This is a genomic window from Winogradskyella haliclonae (genome assembly GCF_014635865.1).
In the GTDB taxonomy this organism is placed as follows: domain Bacteria; phylum Bacteroidota; class Bacteroidia; order Flavobacteriales; family Flavobacteriaceae; genus Winogradskyella; species Winogradskyella haliclonae.
The window spans coordinates 1,260,996-1,277,268 of record NZ_BMDQ01000001.1; the positions used below are offsets into that span (position 1 = coordinate 1,260,996).

Here is a 16,273-nt window from a genome sequence, read left to right on the forward strand (position 1 = left end):
AGAGTCATTTCTTTATTGCTCAACAGAGCTTTTGTTTTTCTTCTCTAAAACACTAGTCTTACTAGGGTCAATCACGAGACCTTTGATTTTTAGAGCCACCGTTGGTGTATCAGCATTAGAGATAACAGTAATTGTTTTTCTTATTGGGTTTACTCTCTTTGTATCATACTTTATTTCAATCTCTCCTTTTTCACCAGGCATAATAGGACCTTTAGGTTTCTTAGGAACTGTACATCCGCAAGTAGATTTTACACTAGATATAATTAGTGGTGCATTACCAGTATTTGTAAATTCGAATGTACGAACACCATCTGCGCCTTTTTCAATTGTTCCGTAATCTATTGTCGTAGTTTTAAATTCAATTTTCGCAACCTTCTTATCTTGAGCGTTTAAACCCAAGCTCATCACGCCAATAAATAAAATTGTAATTATTTTTTTCATCACTATTATAATTAAATTAATCTATTCAAAACTATGTACTTTTTGTTTCTCATCAAAATTAATACGTTGTAATACATAACTATTTAACAATATATACACTTTTTAAGCACATTATCTCCGCATTTATTCTTCAAAAAAAGAAATATAAGTACTTTTGTAGGTTATTAGCAAAAACGATACCAGAAAATGGAAATTCCTTCAAAATATAGTGCTTCAAGTGTAGAAAGTAAATGGTACGACTATTGGATGAAAAACAAATTTTTTCAGTCAAAACCTGATGAAAGAGAGCCTTATACTATTGTAATTCCTCCACCAAATGTTACAGGAGTATTACATATGGGACATATGTTGAATAACACTATTCAAGATGTTTTAATACGTCGTGCACGTTTATTGGGTAAAAATGCGTGTTGGGTTCCAGGAACGGACCACGCATCTATTGCTACTGAGGCAAAGGTTGTTGCTAAATTGAAGGCGCAAGGTATTAACAAAAATGATTTAACTCGTGAAGAGTTCTTAAAACACGCATGGGATTGGACGCATGAGTATGGCGGTGTTATATTAGAGCAATTAAAGAAGTTGGGGTGTTCTTGTGATTGGGATAGAACCAAGTTCACTATGGATGATGATATGTCCGAAGCTGTAATCAAGGTTTTTGTTGATTTATACAATAAAGGCATGATTTACAGAGGGTATCGTATGGTAAATTGGGACCCTGAAGCTAAAACTACATTATCAGATGAAGAGGTAGAGTATATCGAAAAACAAGGAAAACTATACTATATTAATTATAAAGTTGAAGGCTCTGATGAGGTTTTAACTATTGCTACAACAAGACCAGAAACTTTATTAGGAGACACGGCTGTTTGTATTAATCCTAATGACGAAAGGCATACTAATCTTAAAGGTAAGAAAGCCATTGTACCAGTAAATAATAGAGTTATTCCAATTATAGAAGATGAATATGTAGATGTAGAGTTTGGTACAGGTTGTCTTAAGGTAACTCCAGCTCACGATGAAAATGATAAAGTGCTGGGCGAAACTCATAATTTGGATGTCATTGATATTTTTAATGAAGACGCTACTTTAAACTCTTACGGTTTACATTACGAAGGCAAAGACCGTTTTGTTGTACGTAAAGAAATTGTAAAAGAGCTTGAAGCCCTTGGTGCTATTGTGAAGATTGAAGATTATACCAATCGTGTTGGTATTTCTGAGCGAACTAAGGCTATTATAGAGCCAAGACTTTCTGACCAATGGTTTTTGAAGATGAAAGATTTAGCACAACCTGCTCTTGAAGCTGTTTTAGAAACTGAAGATGTAAAGCTGCATCCAAAACGTTTTAATAACACCTACCGTCACTGGATGGAAAATATACGTGATTGGAATATCTCACGTCAGTTACGTTGGGGACAGCAAATACCTGCATATTATTATGGAGATGGTAAAGAAGATTTTGTAGTCGCTGAAAATATCCAAGATGCTGTTGAACTTGCTAAAGTAAAAACGAGTAACAAAGATTTAACTGCTGATAACCTTCGTCAAGATCCAGATGCATTAGATACTTGGTTTAGCTCATGGCTATGGCCTATTAGTGTTTTTGATGGAATTCGTAATCCTGAAAATGAAGAAATTAATTATTACTATCCAACAAATGATTTGGTTACTGGACCAGATATCTTATTCTTTTGGGTAGCACGTATGATTATTGCTGGTTATGAGTATAAAGGAAAAAGACCTTTCGAAAATGTATACCTTACTGGTTTAGTCCGAGACAAGCAAAGACGAAAAATGTCTAAGCAGTTAGGGAACTCTCCAGATGCTTTAAAGTTAATAGAAAACTATGGTGCTGATGGTGTAAGAGTTGGTTTACTATTAAGTTCTGCTGCTGGTAATGATTTAATGTTTGATGAAGAATTATGTAATCAAGGGAAATCCTTTGCTAACAAAATTTGGAATGCCTTCCGACTAGTAAAAGGTTGGGAAGTTGCAGATATTGATCAGCCAGAATCATCAAGATTAGCATTAGATTGGTACAAAGCGAGATTTCAAAAGGCATTAGCCGATATGGAAGATAACTATAGTAAGTATCGCTTGTCTGATGTATTAATGACGAGTTATAAGTTGATATATGACGATTTCTGCGGATGGCTTTTAGAGATGGTTAAGCCTGCCTATGGCCAACCAATAGACGCAAAAACATTCAATGCAATAATAGAAGTTTTTGAGGATAACCTTAAAGTATTACATCCGTTTATGCCATTCTTAACAGAAGAAATTTGGCAGTTTATGGCAGAGAGAACGCCTGAGAAAGCTTTAATTATCTCAAGATATCCTAAAATAAAAGCTTTTGATTCTGAAATAATTGAAGATTTTGAACTAGTAAAAGAAGCGGTTTCAGGGATAAGAACTATTAGAAAAGAAAAGAATATCGCTTTTAAAGATGCTATAGAATTGTCTGTAATTAATAATGAAAATTTAGATGGATCTTACAACTCTGTAATTGCTAAAATGGGCAACATATCAGACTTACAAATTGTAGATAAACCTATTGAAGGCGCGTTGACATTTAGAGTAAAGTCTAACGAGTATTTTATACCAATGGCTGGTGCCATTAATGTAGAAGACGAAATTAAGAAACTTACTGAAGAGTTAAACTATACGCAAGGCTTTTTAAAATCTGTGCAGAAAAAACTGTCCAACGAGCGTTTTGTAAACAATGCACCAGAGCAAGTTGTAGCTTCAGAAAAAAAGAAAGAAGCTGATGCCTTAGCTAAGATAGAAACTATAGAGAAAAGTTTAGAGAGTTTAAATTAGATATCAGTACACTTTAGAATATAAAAGTCTTTTATTTTTAATGTTAGGCTTTTTTACCATTCATTAATCTTATTACTATCGAGCTTTACAAAAATAAAAAGCAAAATAGTAAAACTCCAAAGCCCAGAACCACCATAGCTAAAAAATGGTAGAGGAATCCCAACCGTTGGTATTAAGCCCATGACCATACCAATATTTATGGTAAAATGCACAAAGAGTATTGAGGCAACACCATAACCATAAACACGGCTAAATTGAGATTTTTGTTGCTCAGATAGGTAAAGAATTCTAACAATGAGTATCATAAAGAGAATCACAACAAAGCTAGAACCAAGGAATCCCCATTCTTCACCTACAGTACTAAAAATATAATCGGTGTCTTGTTCTGGTACAAACTTGCCTGTAGTGCGTATGCCTTGCATAAAACCCTTGCCAAAAAAACCTCCTGAGCTAATGGCTTCTTCTGACTGAATTAGGTTATAGGCTTCACGTTTTTTCATTAACTCTAACTTGGCAGGGTCCTTTTCTAATCGTAACCAAAGACTAATTCTATTTTGCTGATGTGGTTTTAAGCCATGATTATAAAATAGTTTTACACCGTAAGCAAATACAGTAGCAATTAGAAGAATAGCAATTGGTTGGAGCAAGGTGGCTCTCTTTTTTCGTTTTAAAAAATATAGCCCAAAAACAATAATTGCTGTAGATAATACAGTTATAGTAATACCAAGCTTTAAAGCAAGTACAGTCAAGAAAATTAAAGAAAAGCCAATTAAAACATAGATTTGCTGTAAACCTTCACGATAAAACACAAAGAAGAAAGCTCCATAAACTAATGTGCTTCCTGCATCATTTTGAAGCAGTATTAATAAAGCGGGTAAAAAAATTAGGGCTACAGCTTTTAGTTGATCCTTTATAGTTTTAAGATTGGTTTGTATATCACTTATATGTTTGGCTACAGCCAAAGCAGTAGCAAACTTCGCAAACTCACTAGGTTGAATGGTCATACTCCCAATACCATACCATGAGCGCGCACCATTTATATCTTTTCCAAAAATAAAGAGCCCTAATAAAGATAGAATAGCTACAATGTATATAATACTAGAAAAACGTTCGTAGAATTTAGCTTCAAAAGAGAGAATCAAAATGATTATAATAATTGAAAGTCCAATAAAAACAAGTTGCTTTCCGTATGACTGACTCATGTCAAAATAATTAGTGATTTCACCTGTGTGAGAAGCAGACATAATATTTATGTAACCAAAGCCAACTAACAGCAGATAAACAATGATTATTATCCAATCGAATCTATAGCGTTTTTGATTTTCCCTTATCATTTGCTGTCAATTTTCGCTTTTAGATATTTAAGTGCTTCAAATTCTTCTTCAGGAATAATCTCTAAAGTCGTCTCTCTATTTATTTTAAAAGGTTCTCCAGAATAAGGTTTTTGGTATTCGTGCTCAAGAGAATGTTTAAGTACAAAATTTTCTAAATCTGTTCTAGAAATTTCATTTTTAAGATATTTTTCAATCATTAAGCTTGCCATTTTACCTGCAAAACGACTCCCAAAATAGCCGTTTTCAATAAAAACAGCAATGGCTATTTTAGGATTGTCTTTTGGTGCAAAGGCCACAAAAATTGAGTGATCTGTCAATTGTGTTTTTACACTATCGATAATGGCAAAATTTTCAGCGGTTCCTGTCTTACCACAGATTTCAATTCCTGGAACTTTAACATATTTAGCTGTTCCTTTATTATATACATCAAACATACCTTGCACTACAGGTTCAAAATGCTGCTTATCTATTGTGGTGTATTTTGGTGTTGTAAATTTTGATGGAATGGTATCATCTTCAATTTGTTTAATAATATGTGGTGTATAATAAAACCCTCTGTTGCCAATTGTAGCAGCTAAATTGGCTAGTTGGATAGGTGTTGCTAAAACTTCACCTTGACCAATAGCATTTGACATCGAAAAAGTTGTATACCATTTGCCTTTACCATAGGCTCTGTCGTAAGTTTTAGAAGTTGGTACTTTTCCAGGCTGACCAACCGACAAATCATTATTTAAATAATTGCCAAGACCAAAACTTTTTACGTGATTACTCCAATTATTCATTGCTTTTTCAGAAGAATCGTATTTATCCATAATTCTTCTATAGACATTAGCAAAATAAGCATTGCAAGACTCGTAAATGCCTAAATTCATATTAGCTGGACTGCGATGCACATGACATCCCATTTTACGATTTCCATACTTATATCCCAATGCGCAAGAGAATTTTTCATTTGGAGATACAACGCCTTCTTGTAATGCTATCAATGCATTTATGGTCTTAAAAGGTGAACCTGGAGGATACATGGCTTGCAGACCTCGGTCAAATAAAGGCTGTGAAAGACTGTCATTATATAGCTTAGTGAAATTTTTTGAACGATCCCTACCAACTAATAAATTTGGGTTATAAGTTGGGCCAGAAACCATAGCTAATATCTCACCGCTACTTGGTTCAATAGCTATAATACCACCACGTTTATTAGTCATTAAAAGCTCACCGTATTCTTGCAATTTGGAATCGATAGTTATGGTAATGTCTTTTCCGGGTTTGGCAATTGTGTCATTTGCACCACCTTGATAGGGGCCAATTTCTCTATTAAATATATCTTTTTGAATAAATTTTATGCCCTTAATACCTCGAAGTGTTTTTTCATAAGTTTTCTCTACACCTTGTTTGCCTATTAAATCGCCTTTTGCGTAATAAGCATCCCTATTTATAATAACTTGGTTTACTTCTCCTATGTCTCCTAAAACATTAGCACCAATAGTTTTGCGATAGGTTCTTATGGAGCGTTTTTGAATATAAAACCCATCGTATTTTCGCATTTTTTCTTGCAATACAGCGTAATCATCTTTTGATAGATTAGATAAGAAAACATAAGGTAATCTTGGAGAATAGTTTTTTGCCTTATTATAGGTTTTTATGAAATCCTGTTTTGTAATCTTTAATAATGAACAAAATTCTAGAGTATCAAGAGGTTCAACTTCACGTGGAATTACCATAACATCATAAGATGGCTGATTGGCAACTAAAAGCTCACCGTTTCTATCATAAACATAACCACGCTTTGGATAAGTAAACTCTTTTCGTATAGCTGTATCTTCTAATGGATTGTATGTTTTTGATTCATAAACCTGAAGATAGTATAGTCTTGAAATAAAAGCTATACCAACAATAATAACAAGCGATAAGAGTAATAGTTTTCTCATTTGCGAGGCCTAAATAGTAAAATAAGTAACAGACTTAGAGATACTGTGAAAATACTAGAAAATAACGCTTTTTTTAATAAAAGAATTATCTGAGAAATGTTAAAAATTTCAAGATAAAATAGAATGAGATGATGGAAAATAACACAACCACTAACATACATTATTAAAGCCCCAAATTCTGAATTACCAAACTTTAATGTTTGATGGTCGTACAAAGTCCCAAAGGCATATTTTAAAAATACAGGTCTTACAAATGCTAAAAAGACAGAGGCTCCTGCATGTACGCCACCAGAATCTAGAAACATATCTACAAGAAGCCCCAAATTAAAAGCTAAAATTAAGAATAATAGTCTATTACTCTTTACTGGAAATAATAGAATAAATATAACGTAGATATAAGGATTAATATAGCCTAGTAAGTTAATATTGTTGCAAATAGTTACTTGTGCTAATAGCAAAATAATAAACCTTATCATATTTGAAGCCAAGCTGCTATTCATTATTTAAGGCTTCTAAGGTTTTTAATTCTTCGATATCATTATTTTTAATAATATATACATGTTGTAAAGTGGTCATATCATTAAACAATCGTACCTGTATAACGTAAGTATCCCCGCTAGCGTCTATGGTATATTTTTCAACGACACCAATACCAAGGCCTTTAGGAAATATGGCAGACTGCCCACCAGTAACTATAGTATCTCCTATAGTTACATTTGCGAATTTTGAAACATCTTCTAGTTGTACTTTATAAGGAGAAGCTTCATCCCATTTTAACGAGCCACTCTGGTTTGATGTTTTTAACTTAGCATTGATTCTACTTTTTTTACTTAATATTGAAAGAACAGTCGAAAATTTATTTGAAGTATTATCTATAATGCCAACTATTCCTTTTGAAGTAATTACGCCAAAATCTTGTTGTATACTATCTCGTTTGCCTCGATTAATTGTTAAATAATTATTTGGAGAATTATAGCTGTTCTTATAAACTTCTGCAGAAACAATTTCAAATCTTTTATCAATGAGACTAGAATCTATTGCGGTATCATGCGACGTTTTAACTGTATTGAGAAGTGCTTCCCGAAGCGTCTTATTTTCTTTAACAAGAATGGTATTCTGTTCTTTTAAATCGAAATATTGCCCAATACTATTAACAGTACCGTAAACACCACCAGTTAAACTATTAGCAGAGTTTATAAATTGGCTTTTGTGATAAGAATGGGATTGTATTGTGAGGGATAATGCAATACCAAATAGTAATAAAAACAATAGAAATGTTTTGTTTCTAATTACAAAATTGAAAATTTGCTGCATTATTTAACTCTATTTAATCAATACGCTTTTATATTTTGCTAGGTTTTTTAGAGTAATTCCTGTGCCACGAACTACAGCTCTTAAAGGGTCTTCTGCAATATAAACTGGTAAGTCTGTTTTTTGAGATAAACGCTTATCTAAACCTCTAAGCATAGATCCACCACCAGCCAAATAAATACCTGTATTGTATATGTCAGCAGCTAATTCTGGAGGTGTTTGGGATAAAGTCTCCATTACAGAATCTTCAATTCTTAAAATAGATTTGTCTAATGCTTTTGCAATTTCACGATAAGAGATTTGTACCTGCTTAGGTTTACCAGTTAACAAATCTCGTCCTTGAACACTCATGTCTTCTGGCGGTAAATCTAAGTCTTCCGTAGCAGCACCAATCTGTATTTTAATTTTTTCAGCAGTGCGATCACCAACATATAAGTTGTGCTGTGTACGCATGTAATATATAATATCATTTGTAAATACATCACCAGCAACTTTAACAGACTTGTCACAAACAATACCTCCAAGCGCAATTACAGCAATCTCTGTTGTACCACCACCAATATCAACAATCATGTTACCTTTAGGTTGCATAATATCTACTCCAATACCAATCGCTGCAGCCATTGGCTCGTGAATGAGATATACTTCTTTACCATTAACACGTTCACAAGATTCTTTTACTGCTCGCATTTCAACTTCAGTAATACCAGAAGGAATACAAACTACCATTCGTAGTGAAGGGTTAAAAAGTTTTTTCTTTAAGGCAGGAATATTTTTAATAAACAAGTTTATCATTTGCTCTGAAGCATCAAAATCTGCAATTACACCATCTTTTAGAGGACGAATCGTTTTGATATTCTCATGCGTTTTACCTTGCATCATGTTGGCTTCTTTACCAACTGCAATTATTTTTCCAGTAAGTCTATCTCTAGCAACAATCGATGGACTGTCGACAACAACTTTGTCATTGTGAATAATTAATGTGTTTGCGGTACCTAAATCAATGGCTATTTCTTCAGTTAGGAAGTCAAAAAATCCCATGCGTTATTATAATATTTTGGGGTGTGTATTCTCTTAAATTATTGGCTGTACGTAAATGTAATAAATTATACGGTATTTCTAGCGTTATGGACGTTTATTGCACACTTTTTTTTTGAAGCATTTTAAAACCTTAAAAATTTGTTCAAAATAGTTCTGTTTTAAAATAAATTCTAATGCTTAAAATGACGTGTTCCTGTGAATACCATAGCCATATTATTAGCATTGCAATAATTGATGCTTAATTCATCTTTTATAGAACCACCAGGCTGAATTACAGCTTTAATACCTGCATTATCTGCAATCTCTACACAATCAGGAAAAGGGAAGAATGCATCACTAGCCATGACTGCACCTTTTAAATCAAAATTAAACGATAGTGCTTTGTGTATGGCTTGGTTAAGTGCATCAACACGACTGGTTTGTCCTGTTCCGCTGGCACATAATTGTTTATTCTTAACCAAAACAATGGTATTAGATTTTGTGTGCTTGCAAATTTTAGAAGCAAAAATTAAGTCTTCAATATCTGAATCTGAAGGCGCAGATTTAGTAACAGTTTTTAAATCTTCTTTAGTATCTGTTTTTGCATCTCTTTCCTGAACTAAAGCGCCATTTAAGCATGTTCTAACGGTAGTCTCAGGAAGTTCAATATCGTTAAGAATTAAAAGAATTCTATTTTTCTTTCCTTTCAAAATTTCCAGAGCATCATCACTAAAAGAAGGTGCGATAACAACTTCACAAAAGAGTTTATGAATTTCTTCTGCTGTTGCTTTATCAATTTCAGTATTAGAAATTAAAATACCTCCAAACGCAGAAACTGGGTCGCCAGCCAATGCATCAACATAGGCTTGATAGATAGAATTGCGCTGCGCAAAACCACAAGCATTATTGTGTTTTAAAATAGCGAAAGTTGGTGCCTCATTTTTAAACTCTAAAATTAAGTTTACCGCAGCGTCAACATCTAAAAGGTTATTATAGCTTAATTCTTTACCGTGAAGCTTCGTAAACATAGCGTCAAAATCACCAAAGAAAAACCCTTTCTGGTGTGGGTTTTCGCCATAACGCAAAATTTTCCCATTGGTTTCACTAATTTTTAAAGTCGCTAACTCATGATTTTTGTTAAAATAGTTGAAAATAGTAGTATCGTAATTTGAGGAAATATTAAATGCTTTTGCGGCAAAGCCTTTTCTATCTTCTTCTGAAGTTTCACCATTTTTAGAGTTTAGAAGCTCTAAAAATTCGGCATAATCATCAACAGAAGACACACAAGTAACATCAGCATAATTTTTTGCAGCTGCTCTAATTAATGAAATACCTCCAATATCAATTTTTTCTATAATATCTTGGTTGCTTGCTCCAGAAGAAACAGTTTTTTCAAATGGATATAGGTCTACTATAACCACATCTATTTGTGGTATTTCAAATTCTTTTAGTTCTGCAACATCACCTTCATGATTTTGACGATTTAAGATGCCGCCAAAAACTTTTGGATGTAGGGTTTTTACTCGACCGCCAAGTATTGATGGATAAGAAGTTACATCTTCTACTGGTACGACATTAATACCTAAATCTTTAATGAATTTTTCAGTACCTCCAGTAGAGTATATAGTGACGCCAAGGTCGTTAAGTCTTTTTACGATTGGTTCTAAGCCATCCTTACTAAATACAGAAATTAGCGCTGATGAAATGGTTTTGTTGCTCATGGTGTTGTGTTGTGAAATTTGAAAGGCATAAAAATACTCATAACTCTAAAAAAAGAAGACCTAAAAAAACACTTTGTTTAAGTTTTTTGTAACATATAATTGTTGACAACGTCTTATATTTACATTTGTATAAAATCAACCCTAAATGTTTGTCTATTTAAGACTATTAAGAGAGAGTTTTTCTTTTGCTTTTAATGCACTTCGTAATAATAAGCTACGTACATTCTTATCGTTGCTAGGTGTTACTATCGGTATTTTTTCTATTATAGCTGTACTTGCAGCAGTAGATTCTTTAGATAGAAATATTAAATCACAATTAAGTTCATTAGATAGTAATACTATGTACTTGGCACGTTTTTCATTTGGTCCTACAGATGTACCGAGGTGGAAGCGTCAACAGTTTGATAAGGTAAATTTCACGGAATACAATTATTTAAAAGATAATCTTACAGGAGCGGAGCACGTGGCTTATCAACTATTTGTGCGACCAGAAAGTGTTAGATACGAATCAGAAGTTGTGAGTAATGTCAATACGGTTGTGGTATCTCACCAATTTGCAGATATACAAACATTAGAATTCTCAAAAGGTCGGTTTTACAATGAGTCCGAATCTAATTCAGGAAAGCCAGTCATTGTTATTGGTGATGAAATCGCCAATTCACTTTTTGGAGATTTAGAACCTATAGGGAAACGTATTCGGCTTTATGGTCAAAAGTTTACGGTAATTGGTGTGGTTAAAAAAGAAGGCTCCGGGTTATTTGGCGATAGTAATGATGTGTCTATTTTTCTTCCGGCAAATTTTGTAAGAAACCGATATGGTGATAATAACCGTAACATTAATAATATTGTTATTATAAAACCTAAACCAGATTCTGATATTGATGAGCTAAAAGCAGAAGTCACACAAATAATGCGTAACCGCCGCGGACTCAAACCAAATGAAATTAACACCTTTTTTATAAGTGTTATTTCAGGTCTTAAAGCTGCCATTGATGGTATTATTGGTAGTATGAATTTTATTGGCTGGATGATTAGTATTTTCTCATTACTTGTAGGCGGTTTTGGTATCGCTAATATTATGTTTGTGAGCGTAAAAGAACGTACCAATCTTATAGGGATTCAGAAATCATTAGGAGCCAAGAACAAATTTATACTATTTCAATTTTTATTTGAAGCGGTAATCTTGGCTATTGTTGGTGGTATTGTTGGACTTTTAATGGTTTGGTTAGGAACATTATTTGCCAATAGTATTACCGAAGATTTTAATTTTGTGCTTTCGCCTCAAAATATTTTCCTTGGCTGCTCTATCTCTTCGCTCATAGGGTTAATATCTGGTGTAATCCCAGCATTGAGAGCATCTCGCTTAGATCCTGTTGAAGCCATTAGAACAGGTATGTAGTAATGCGTTTAATCTAATAGCTTCGACACTTCTTTACAAACAAACTCTAGAAAACGTTCATCAGCTTCTGTAAATGGGTCAGCAGTATTAGAATCTATATCAATTTGACCTATGTTTTCACCATTGACAAAAATTGGTACAACAATTTCAGCTTTTACAGTAATGCTACATGCGATATAGTTGTCTTGGGCTTTTACATCTGGTACTACAAAATTCTTATTACTAACAGCAACTTGTCCACAAATGCCTTTTCCAAATGGAATAATTGTATGGTCCGTTGGCTCACCCACATAAGGCCCTAGCTTTAATTCGTGCTTGTCACCGTTTTTAAAATAAAACCCTACCCAATTATAATATACTATGTTCTCTTCTAGTAATTCGCAGATTTTTAAAAGTCTCTCATCAACAGTTATTAATGTGTTAGAAGTAATGGTAGTTATTTCAGGTTTTAATTCTTTAAATGTCATTTTCAATAAAAATTTTGGTAAAAATATCTAAAAAGTGCTACTTTCAAATTCCAATTCTATAAATTTAACAGCACGCTAACATAAGTCTTCTTTTGAGGTCATTACTTACAAAATATAAACTAGTCATTCGCTTTATCTTAACATTTGTTTTGGTATACGGTGTTTTGTCTATGGGCTATAAATTTTATTTAGATTTTTCTGAAAATTCTAAATACTATCCGGATTATATGACACATTTGGTAGGCAAGCAAACAGAATCTATCTTAACGGGGTTTGGTTACAGGACGAATATTGTACCTCATACAGAAGAATCCTCTTTAATGGTGTTTGTAAATCAGAAATATTTGGCTAGAATTATTGAAGGGTGTAATGGTATGAGCGTTATTATTTTATTTATAGCATTTGTTGTATCGTTTAGAGATACCTTTAAGCGTACGTTTCTATTTATATTGGCTGGTAGTGTTTTGATTTATGCTGTTAATCTTATAAGAATTGTACTATTGACTGTTGGGTTATACAATTATCCATGGCGTAGCGAAGTCATGCATGAGGTTATTTTTCCATTGGCGATTTATGGAATGGTCTTTTTACTCTGGATGTTTTGGGTAAGACACTTTTCAATACAAACTAAATCAGTAAATGTCTAAGACGTTATCCTATATTGTAGCTTTTGTGCTTTTGGTTTTACTAATTTTAGTAAGGGCTTTTGAAGATACCTTGTTTTACGACCCATACTTATTGTTTTTTGAGAATGATTATTTGTACATCGATAGCCCAAGGCGAGAAGTTGCAAAATTAGTATTCTTTACCTCATTACGTTATCTTATAAATACACTGTTGTCTTTAGGTGTTATCTATTGTGCTTTTAAAGACATACAGATGATAAAATTTTCGGCTTTAGTTTATGCAGTAGCCTATTTATGTTTTTTGATTCCGTTTTTATACTTTGTAATTAATCCACGACAAGAAGATTACTATTTGTTCTTTAATGTACGTCGTTTTTTGATTCAGCCAATCTTATTGCTTTTGCTCTTACCAGCATTATATTATTACAAACTAAAGCGTTAAGGGATTTATAAATACATAAGCTATTTATTGTTTTTTAGTAATTTTGCAGTGTGAAATATTTAGTATCACATAAAATCTTTGCAGTAGTATTATCTGTTTTAGTATTGCTCTCAACGTTTTCGTATACCGTTGAAAAGCATTATTGTGGAACTACTTTAGTTGATGTTGCTGTATTTTCTGAAGCTAAAGGCTGCGGAATGGAAATGAAAGTTACGTCTAAACAAAAAAATCCATGTTGTAAAGACACTGTTGATGTTATTGAAGGTCAAGATGAGCTAAAGACAGTGACTTTTGATGATATCGAATTTTCTAATCAGCTATTTATTTCTACATATGTTTATTCGTTAGCGTCTCTTTTTAAAAGCCTTCCTAAACGAATCATTCCTAATAAAGATTATTCACCGCCAAATATTGTATACGATATTCAGCTCTTAGATGAGGTCTTTTTAATTTGATGTTTGTTCTTTTTCAATCAAAAGAATAAGAAACAATCTTGTTTCAATTTATAACATCAAAACAATTTAAATGAAAACATATATTTTATACTGTGCTATAGTTTTAGCTGGTATAGTTCATGCTCAAGACAAGCTAGAAGGTGTAGTCTTTGAGACTGTTGATAATAAAGAGCTACCACTTGTTGGAGCCAATGTCTTTTGGCTAAATACTAGCGTAGGAGCAATGACTGATGAGAATGGTACTTTTTCTATTGCTTATCAATCGTCATATACAAAACTTATAATTAGTTATGTAGGCTTTAAGACTGATACATTGACAATTACATCTAACAAATCTATCAGACACGTATTGCAATCTACCTCAAGCTTAGATGAGGTAACTATTACATCTCGAAAACTGCCAACGGCAAAATCCTATTTAAAAGCCACTAATACCTTTACAGTAAGTAGTGACGAGTTGCTTAAAGCTGCGTGTTGTAACCTATCTGAGAGTTTTGAAACTAACCCATCGATCGATGTTAATTTTGCTGACGCCGTAACTGGTTCAAGGCAAATAAAAATGTTAGGTCTAGACTCTCCATATATCTTAATTGCTACAGAAAATATACCATCTGTGCGCGGGGCTGCACAAGCTTATGGTTTAAGCTTTATTCCTGGCACTTGGGTGGAAAGTATTCAGGTTACAAAAGGTGCTGGGAGTGTGGTTAATGGCTATGAGAGTATTGCTGGACAAATTAATGCAGAGCTTGTAAAACCATCGTCTGACAATCAATTTTTTGTAAATGCCTATGGAAATGTAAGTGGTAGGCTTGAGCTCAATACACATCTTAATAAAAAATTGTCTGATAAATGGAGTACAGGTATATATCTACACGGTAATATTAGAAATCAGGAGTTCGACAAAAATGAAGATTCCTTTTTAGATGTACCTCTGAAGAAACAGATTAATGTCATGAATCGATGGCAATACATCAACGGAGAAAAAGGGATTGTGAGTTTTATAAATCTGAGATACCTTAACGACGAAACTCAAGCTGGGCAAGTCGATTTTAATCCAGATACAGATAGAGGGACAACTAACGCATGGGGAAGTGAGATTAATACTGAGCGATTTGAAGTGACGACTAAACTAGGGTATGTCAACCCTGAGTTACCTTGGCAAAGTATAGGTTTCCAAACGGCGTTTAGTCATCATAAGCAGGATTCATATTTTGGATTAAACACTTATGATATAAAACATAGTAGTTTCTATTCTAATCTGGTATATAATAGTATTATTTCGGATTCTCGTCATAAAATAAAAACAGGAGTGAGTTTTACACTCGATGATTACGATGAGCTTGTGAACACGGATATTTTTGAACGAAAAGAGAATTCTATTGGGGGCTTTTTTGAATATGCTTATGACGATTTAGATAAGCTAACACTTACAGCAGGCGTAAGGGCAGATCAGCATAATAGGTTTGGCTTTTTTGTAACGCCAAGATTACATCTGCGATATACGCCTTGGGAAAAATCGGCCATACGTTTGTCAGCGGGTCGCGGAATCAAAAGTGCAAATATATTTGCTGAAACTCAAAACATGTTTTCAAGTTCAAGGCAAATAAATATTATAAATGCTGGAGGCAAGATATACGGTTTAGATCCAGAAATTGCTTGGAATTATGGTGTGAGTTATTTACAAGGATTTAATCTTTTTGGAAAAAAGGGTGATATCACGTTCGATTATTACCGTACGGATTTTCAAAATCAAGTGGTAACCGATTGGGAGAATCCTTTTGAAATTAGCTTTTATAATCTAGATGGTAAAAGTTTTGCCAATAGTTTTCAGGTTGAAGTAAACTACAACCTTTCTGAGAATTTTGATTTAAGAACTGCATACAAGTATTATGATGTGCAGACGGATTATAATTCTGGGCGTTTGCAAAAACCATTAACCCCAAGACATCGCTTTTTTGCTAATGCGGGTTACGAAACCAATGCAACAGAAAACGGGAGTCAATGGAAGTTTGATGCGACTTATAATTGGTTGAGTGAACAGCGTTATCCAAATACAAGTTTAAGTGCGCTACAGTTTCAACTACCAGAAGAAACACCAACGATTGGCACGTTAAACTTGCAAGTTACTAAGGTGTTTTCCCCTAAGTTCGAAGTTTATGTTGGCGGCGAAAATGTAACTAATGTAAGGCAACCAGACCCAATTATTAGTGCAAATAATCCATTTGGTTCAAATTTTGATAGTAACTTTGTGTATGGTCCTATTTTTGGAAGCATGTATTATGCGGGCCTACGCTATAAAATAAAATAACATT

At 33.5% G+C, this 16,273-nt stretch carries 14 protein-coding genes; 6 read left to right on the top strand and 8 right to left on the bottom strand.

What is annotated here, in order from left to right; translation table 11 throughout:
• Window positions 1-12: 12 nt before the first annotated feature.
• Window positions 13-441: a DUF1573 domain-containing protein gene (locus IEV10_RS05675; RefSeq protein WP_188373716.1), complete on the bottom strand. Its 429-nt coding sequence runs from the start codon at window positions 439-441 to the stop codon at window positions 13-15.
• 186 nt (window positions 442-627) lie between these two features.
• On the opposite strand from IEV10_RS05675, the gene IEV10_RS05680 reads away from it, so the two are divergent.
• On the top strand, window positions 628-3,258 hold the full coding sequence (locus IEV10_RS05680) for a valine--tRNA ligase (RefSeq protein WP_188373717.1): 2,631 nt from the start codon (window positions 628-630) through the stop codon (window positions 3,256-3,258).
• 53 nt (window positions 3,259-3,311) lie between these two features.
• Here IEV10_RS05680 and rodA read toward each other — a convergent pair whose 3' ends face one another.
• The 6 genes from rodA to purH all read right to left on the bottom strand — a co-directional run bounded on the left by rodA (window position 3,312) and on the right by purH (window position 10,572).
• The gene (rodA, locus tag IEV10_RS05685) at window positions 3,312-4,592 is read right to left on the bottom strand and encodes a rod shape-determining protein RodA (protein WP_188373718.1); all 1,281 of its coding nucleotides are present in this window, start codon (window positions 4,590-4,592) and stop codon (window positions 3,312-3,314) included.
• The gene (gene mrdA, locus IEV10_RS05690; RefSeq protein ID WP_188373719.1) at window positions 4,589-6,520 is read right to left on the bottom strand and encodes a penicillin-binding protein 2; all 1,932 of its coding nucleotides are present in this window, start codon (window positions 6,518-6,520) and stop codon (window positions 4,589-4,591) included. Before mrdA ends, rodA begins: the two co-directional genes overlap by 4 nt.
• The gene (locus IEV10_RS05695; protein ID WP_308694145.1) at window positions 6,517-6,996 is read right to left on the bottom strand and encodes a rod shape-determining protein MreD; all 480 of its coding nucleotides are present in this window, start codon (window positions 6,994-6,996) and stop codon (window positions 6,517-6,519) included. The genes mrdA and IEV10_RS05695 overlap by 4 nt, the downstream gene beginning before the upstream one ends.
• 16 nt (window positions 6,997-7,012) lie before the next feature.
• On the bottom strand, window positions 7,013-7,834 hold the full coding sequence (mreC, locus tag IEV10_RS05700) for a rod shape-determining protein MreC (RefSeq protein WP_188373721.1): 822 nt from the start codon (window positions 7,832-7,834) through the stop codon (window positions 7,013-7,015).
• A 9-nt stretch (window positions 7,835-7,843) separates the two neighbouring features.
• On the bottom strand, window positions 7,844-8,872 hold the full coding sequence (locus IEV10_RS05705; protein WP_188373722.1) for a rod shape-determining protein: 1,029 nt from the start codon (window positions 8,870-8,872) through the stop codon (window positions 7,844-7,846).
• Between the two features lie 170 nt (window positions 8,873-9,042).
• Window positions 9,043-10,572, bottom strand: coding sequence for a bifunctional phosphoribosylaminoimidazolecarboxamide formyltransferase/IMP cyclohydrolase (purH, locus tag IEV10_RS05710; RefSeq protein WP_188373723.1), 1,530 nt, complete (start codon window positions 10,570-10,572; stop codon window positions 9,043-9,045).
• Between the two features lie 145 nt (window positions 10,573-10,717).
• Between purH and IEV10_RS05715 the strand changes: the two genes are divergently transcribed.
• Window positions 10,718-11,971, top strand: a complete 1,254-nt coding sequence (locus IEV10_RS05715) for an ABC transporter permease (RefSeq protein WP_188373724.1) — start codon at window positions 10,718-10,720, stop codon at window positions 11,969-11,971.
• Window positions 11,972-11,979: 8 nt separating this feature from the next.
• Here the strand turns inward: IEV10_RS05715 and IEV10_RS05720 are convergent, their stop codons facing one another.
• The gene (locus tag IEV10_RS05720) at window positions 11,980-12,438 is read right to left on the bottom strand and encodes an XrtF-associated fRMsr-like GAF protein (RefSeq protein WP_188373725.1); all 459 of its coding nucleotides are present in this window, start codon (window positions 12,436-12,438) and stop codon (window positions 11,980-11,982) included.
• A 92-nt stretch (window positions 12,439-12,530) separates the two neighbouring features.
• Between IEV10_RS05720 and xrtF the strand changes: the two genes are divergently transcribed.
• The 4 genes from xrtF (at window position 12,531) to IEV10_RS05740 (ending at window position 16,269) form a co-directional block, all read left to right on the top strand.
• Window positions 12,531-13,085: an exosortase family protein XrtF gene (xrtF, locus tag IEV10_RS05725; protein WP_188373726.1), complete on the top strand. Its 555-nt coding sequence runs from the start codon at window positions 12,531-12,533 to the stop codon at window positions 13,083-13,085.
• Complete coding sequence (locus IEV10_RS05730; protein ID WP_188373727.1) at window positions 13,078-13,506, top strand: exosortase F system-associated membrane protein; 429 nt, start codon at window positions 13,078-13,080, stop codon at window positions 13,504-13,506. Before xrtF ends, IEV10_RS05730 begins: the two co-directional genes overlap by 8 nt.
• Before the next feature lie 50 nt (window positions 13,507-13,556).
• The gene (locus IEV10_RS05735; RefSeq protein WP_188373728.1) at window positions 13,557-13,961 is read left to right on the top strand and encodes an HYC_CC_PP family protein; all 405 of its coding nucleotides are present in this window, start codon (window positions 13,557-13,559) and stop codon (window positions 13,959-13,961) included.
• A gap of 70 nt (window positions 13,962-14,031) precedes the next feature.
• Window positions 14,032-16,269: a TonB-dependent receptor gene (locus IEV10_RS05740; protein ID WP_188373729.1), complete on the top strand. Its 2,238-nt coding sequence runs from the start codon at window positions 14,032-14,034 to the stop codon at window positions 16,267-16,269.
• Window positions 16,270-16,273: the final 4 nt, after the last annotated feature.

Excerpts from the sequence above, each read along its gene's own strand:
- IEV10_RS05675 (WP_188373716.1), bottom strand. The coding sequence starts at position 441 with ATGAAAAAAATAATTACAATTTTATTTATTGGCGTGATGAGCTTGGGT.
- IEV10_RS05680 (WP_188373717.1), top strand. The coding sequence starts at position 628 with ATGGAAATTCCTTCAAAATATAGTGCTTCAAGTGTAGAAAGTAAATGG.
- rodA (WP_188373718.1), bottom strand. The coding sequence starts at position 4,592 with ATGATAAGGGAAAATCAAAAACGCTATAGATTCGATTGGATAATAATC.
- mrdA (WP_188373719.1), bottom strand. The coding sequence starts at position 6,520 with ATGAGAAAACTATTACTCTTATCGCTTGTTATTATTGTTGGTATAGCT.
- IEV10_RS05695 (WP_308694145.1), bottom strand. The coding sequence starts at position 6,996 with ATGATAAGGTTTATTATTTTGCTATTAGCACAAGTAACTATTTGCAAC.
- mreC (WP_188373721.1), bottom strand. The coding sequence starts at position 7,834 with ATGCAGCAAATTTTCAATTTTGTAATTAGAAACAAAACATTTCTATTG.
- IEV10_RS05705 (WP_188373722.1), bottom strand. The coding sequence starts at position 8,872 with ATGGGATTTTTTGACTTCCTAACTGAAGAAATAGCCATTGATTTAGGT.
- purH (WP_188373723.1), bottom strand. The coding sequence starts at position 10,572 with ATGAGCAACAAAACCATTTCATCAGCGCTAATTTCTGTATTTAGTAAG.
- IEV10_RS05715 (WP_188373724.1), top strand. The coding sequence starts at position 10,718 with ATGTTTGTCTATTTAAGACTATTAAGAGAGAGTTTTTCTTTTGCTTTT.
- IEV10_RS05720 (WP_188373725.1), bottom strand. The coding sequence starts at position 12,438 with ATGACATTTAAAGAATTAAAACCTGAAATAACTACCATTACTTCTAAC.
- IEV10_RS05730 (WP_188373727.1), top strand. The coding sequence starts at position 13,078 with ATGTCTAAGACGTTATCCTATATTGTAGCTTTTGTGCTTTTGGTTTTA.
- IEV10_RS05740 (WP_188373729.1), top strand. The coding sequence starts at position 14,032 with ATGAAAACATATATTTTATACTGTGCTATAGTTTTAGCTGGTATAGTT.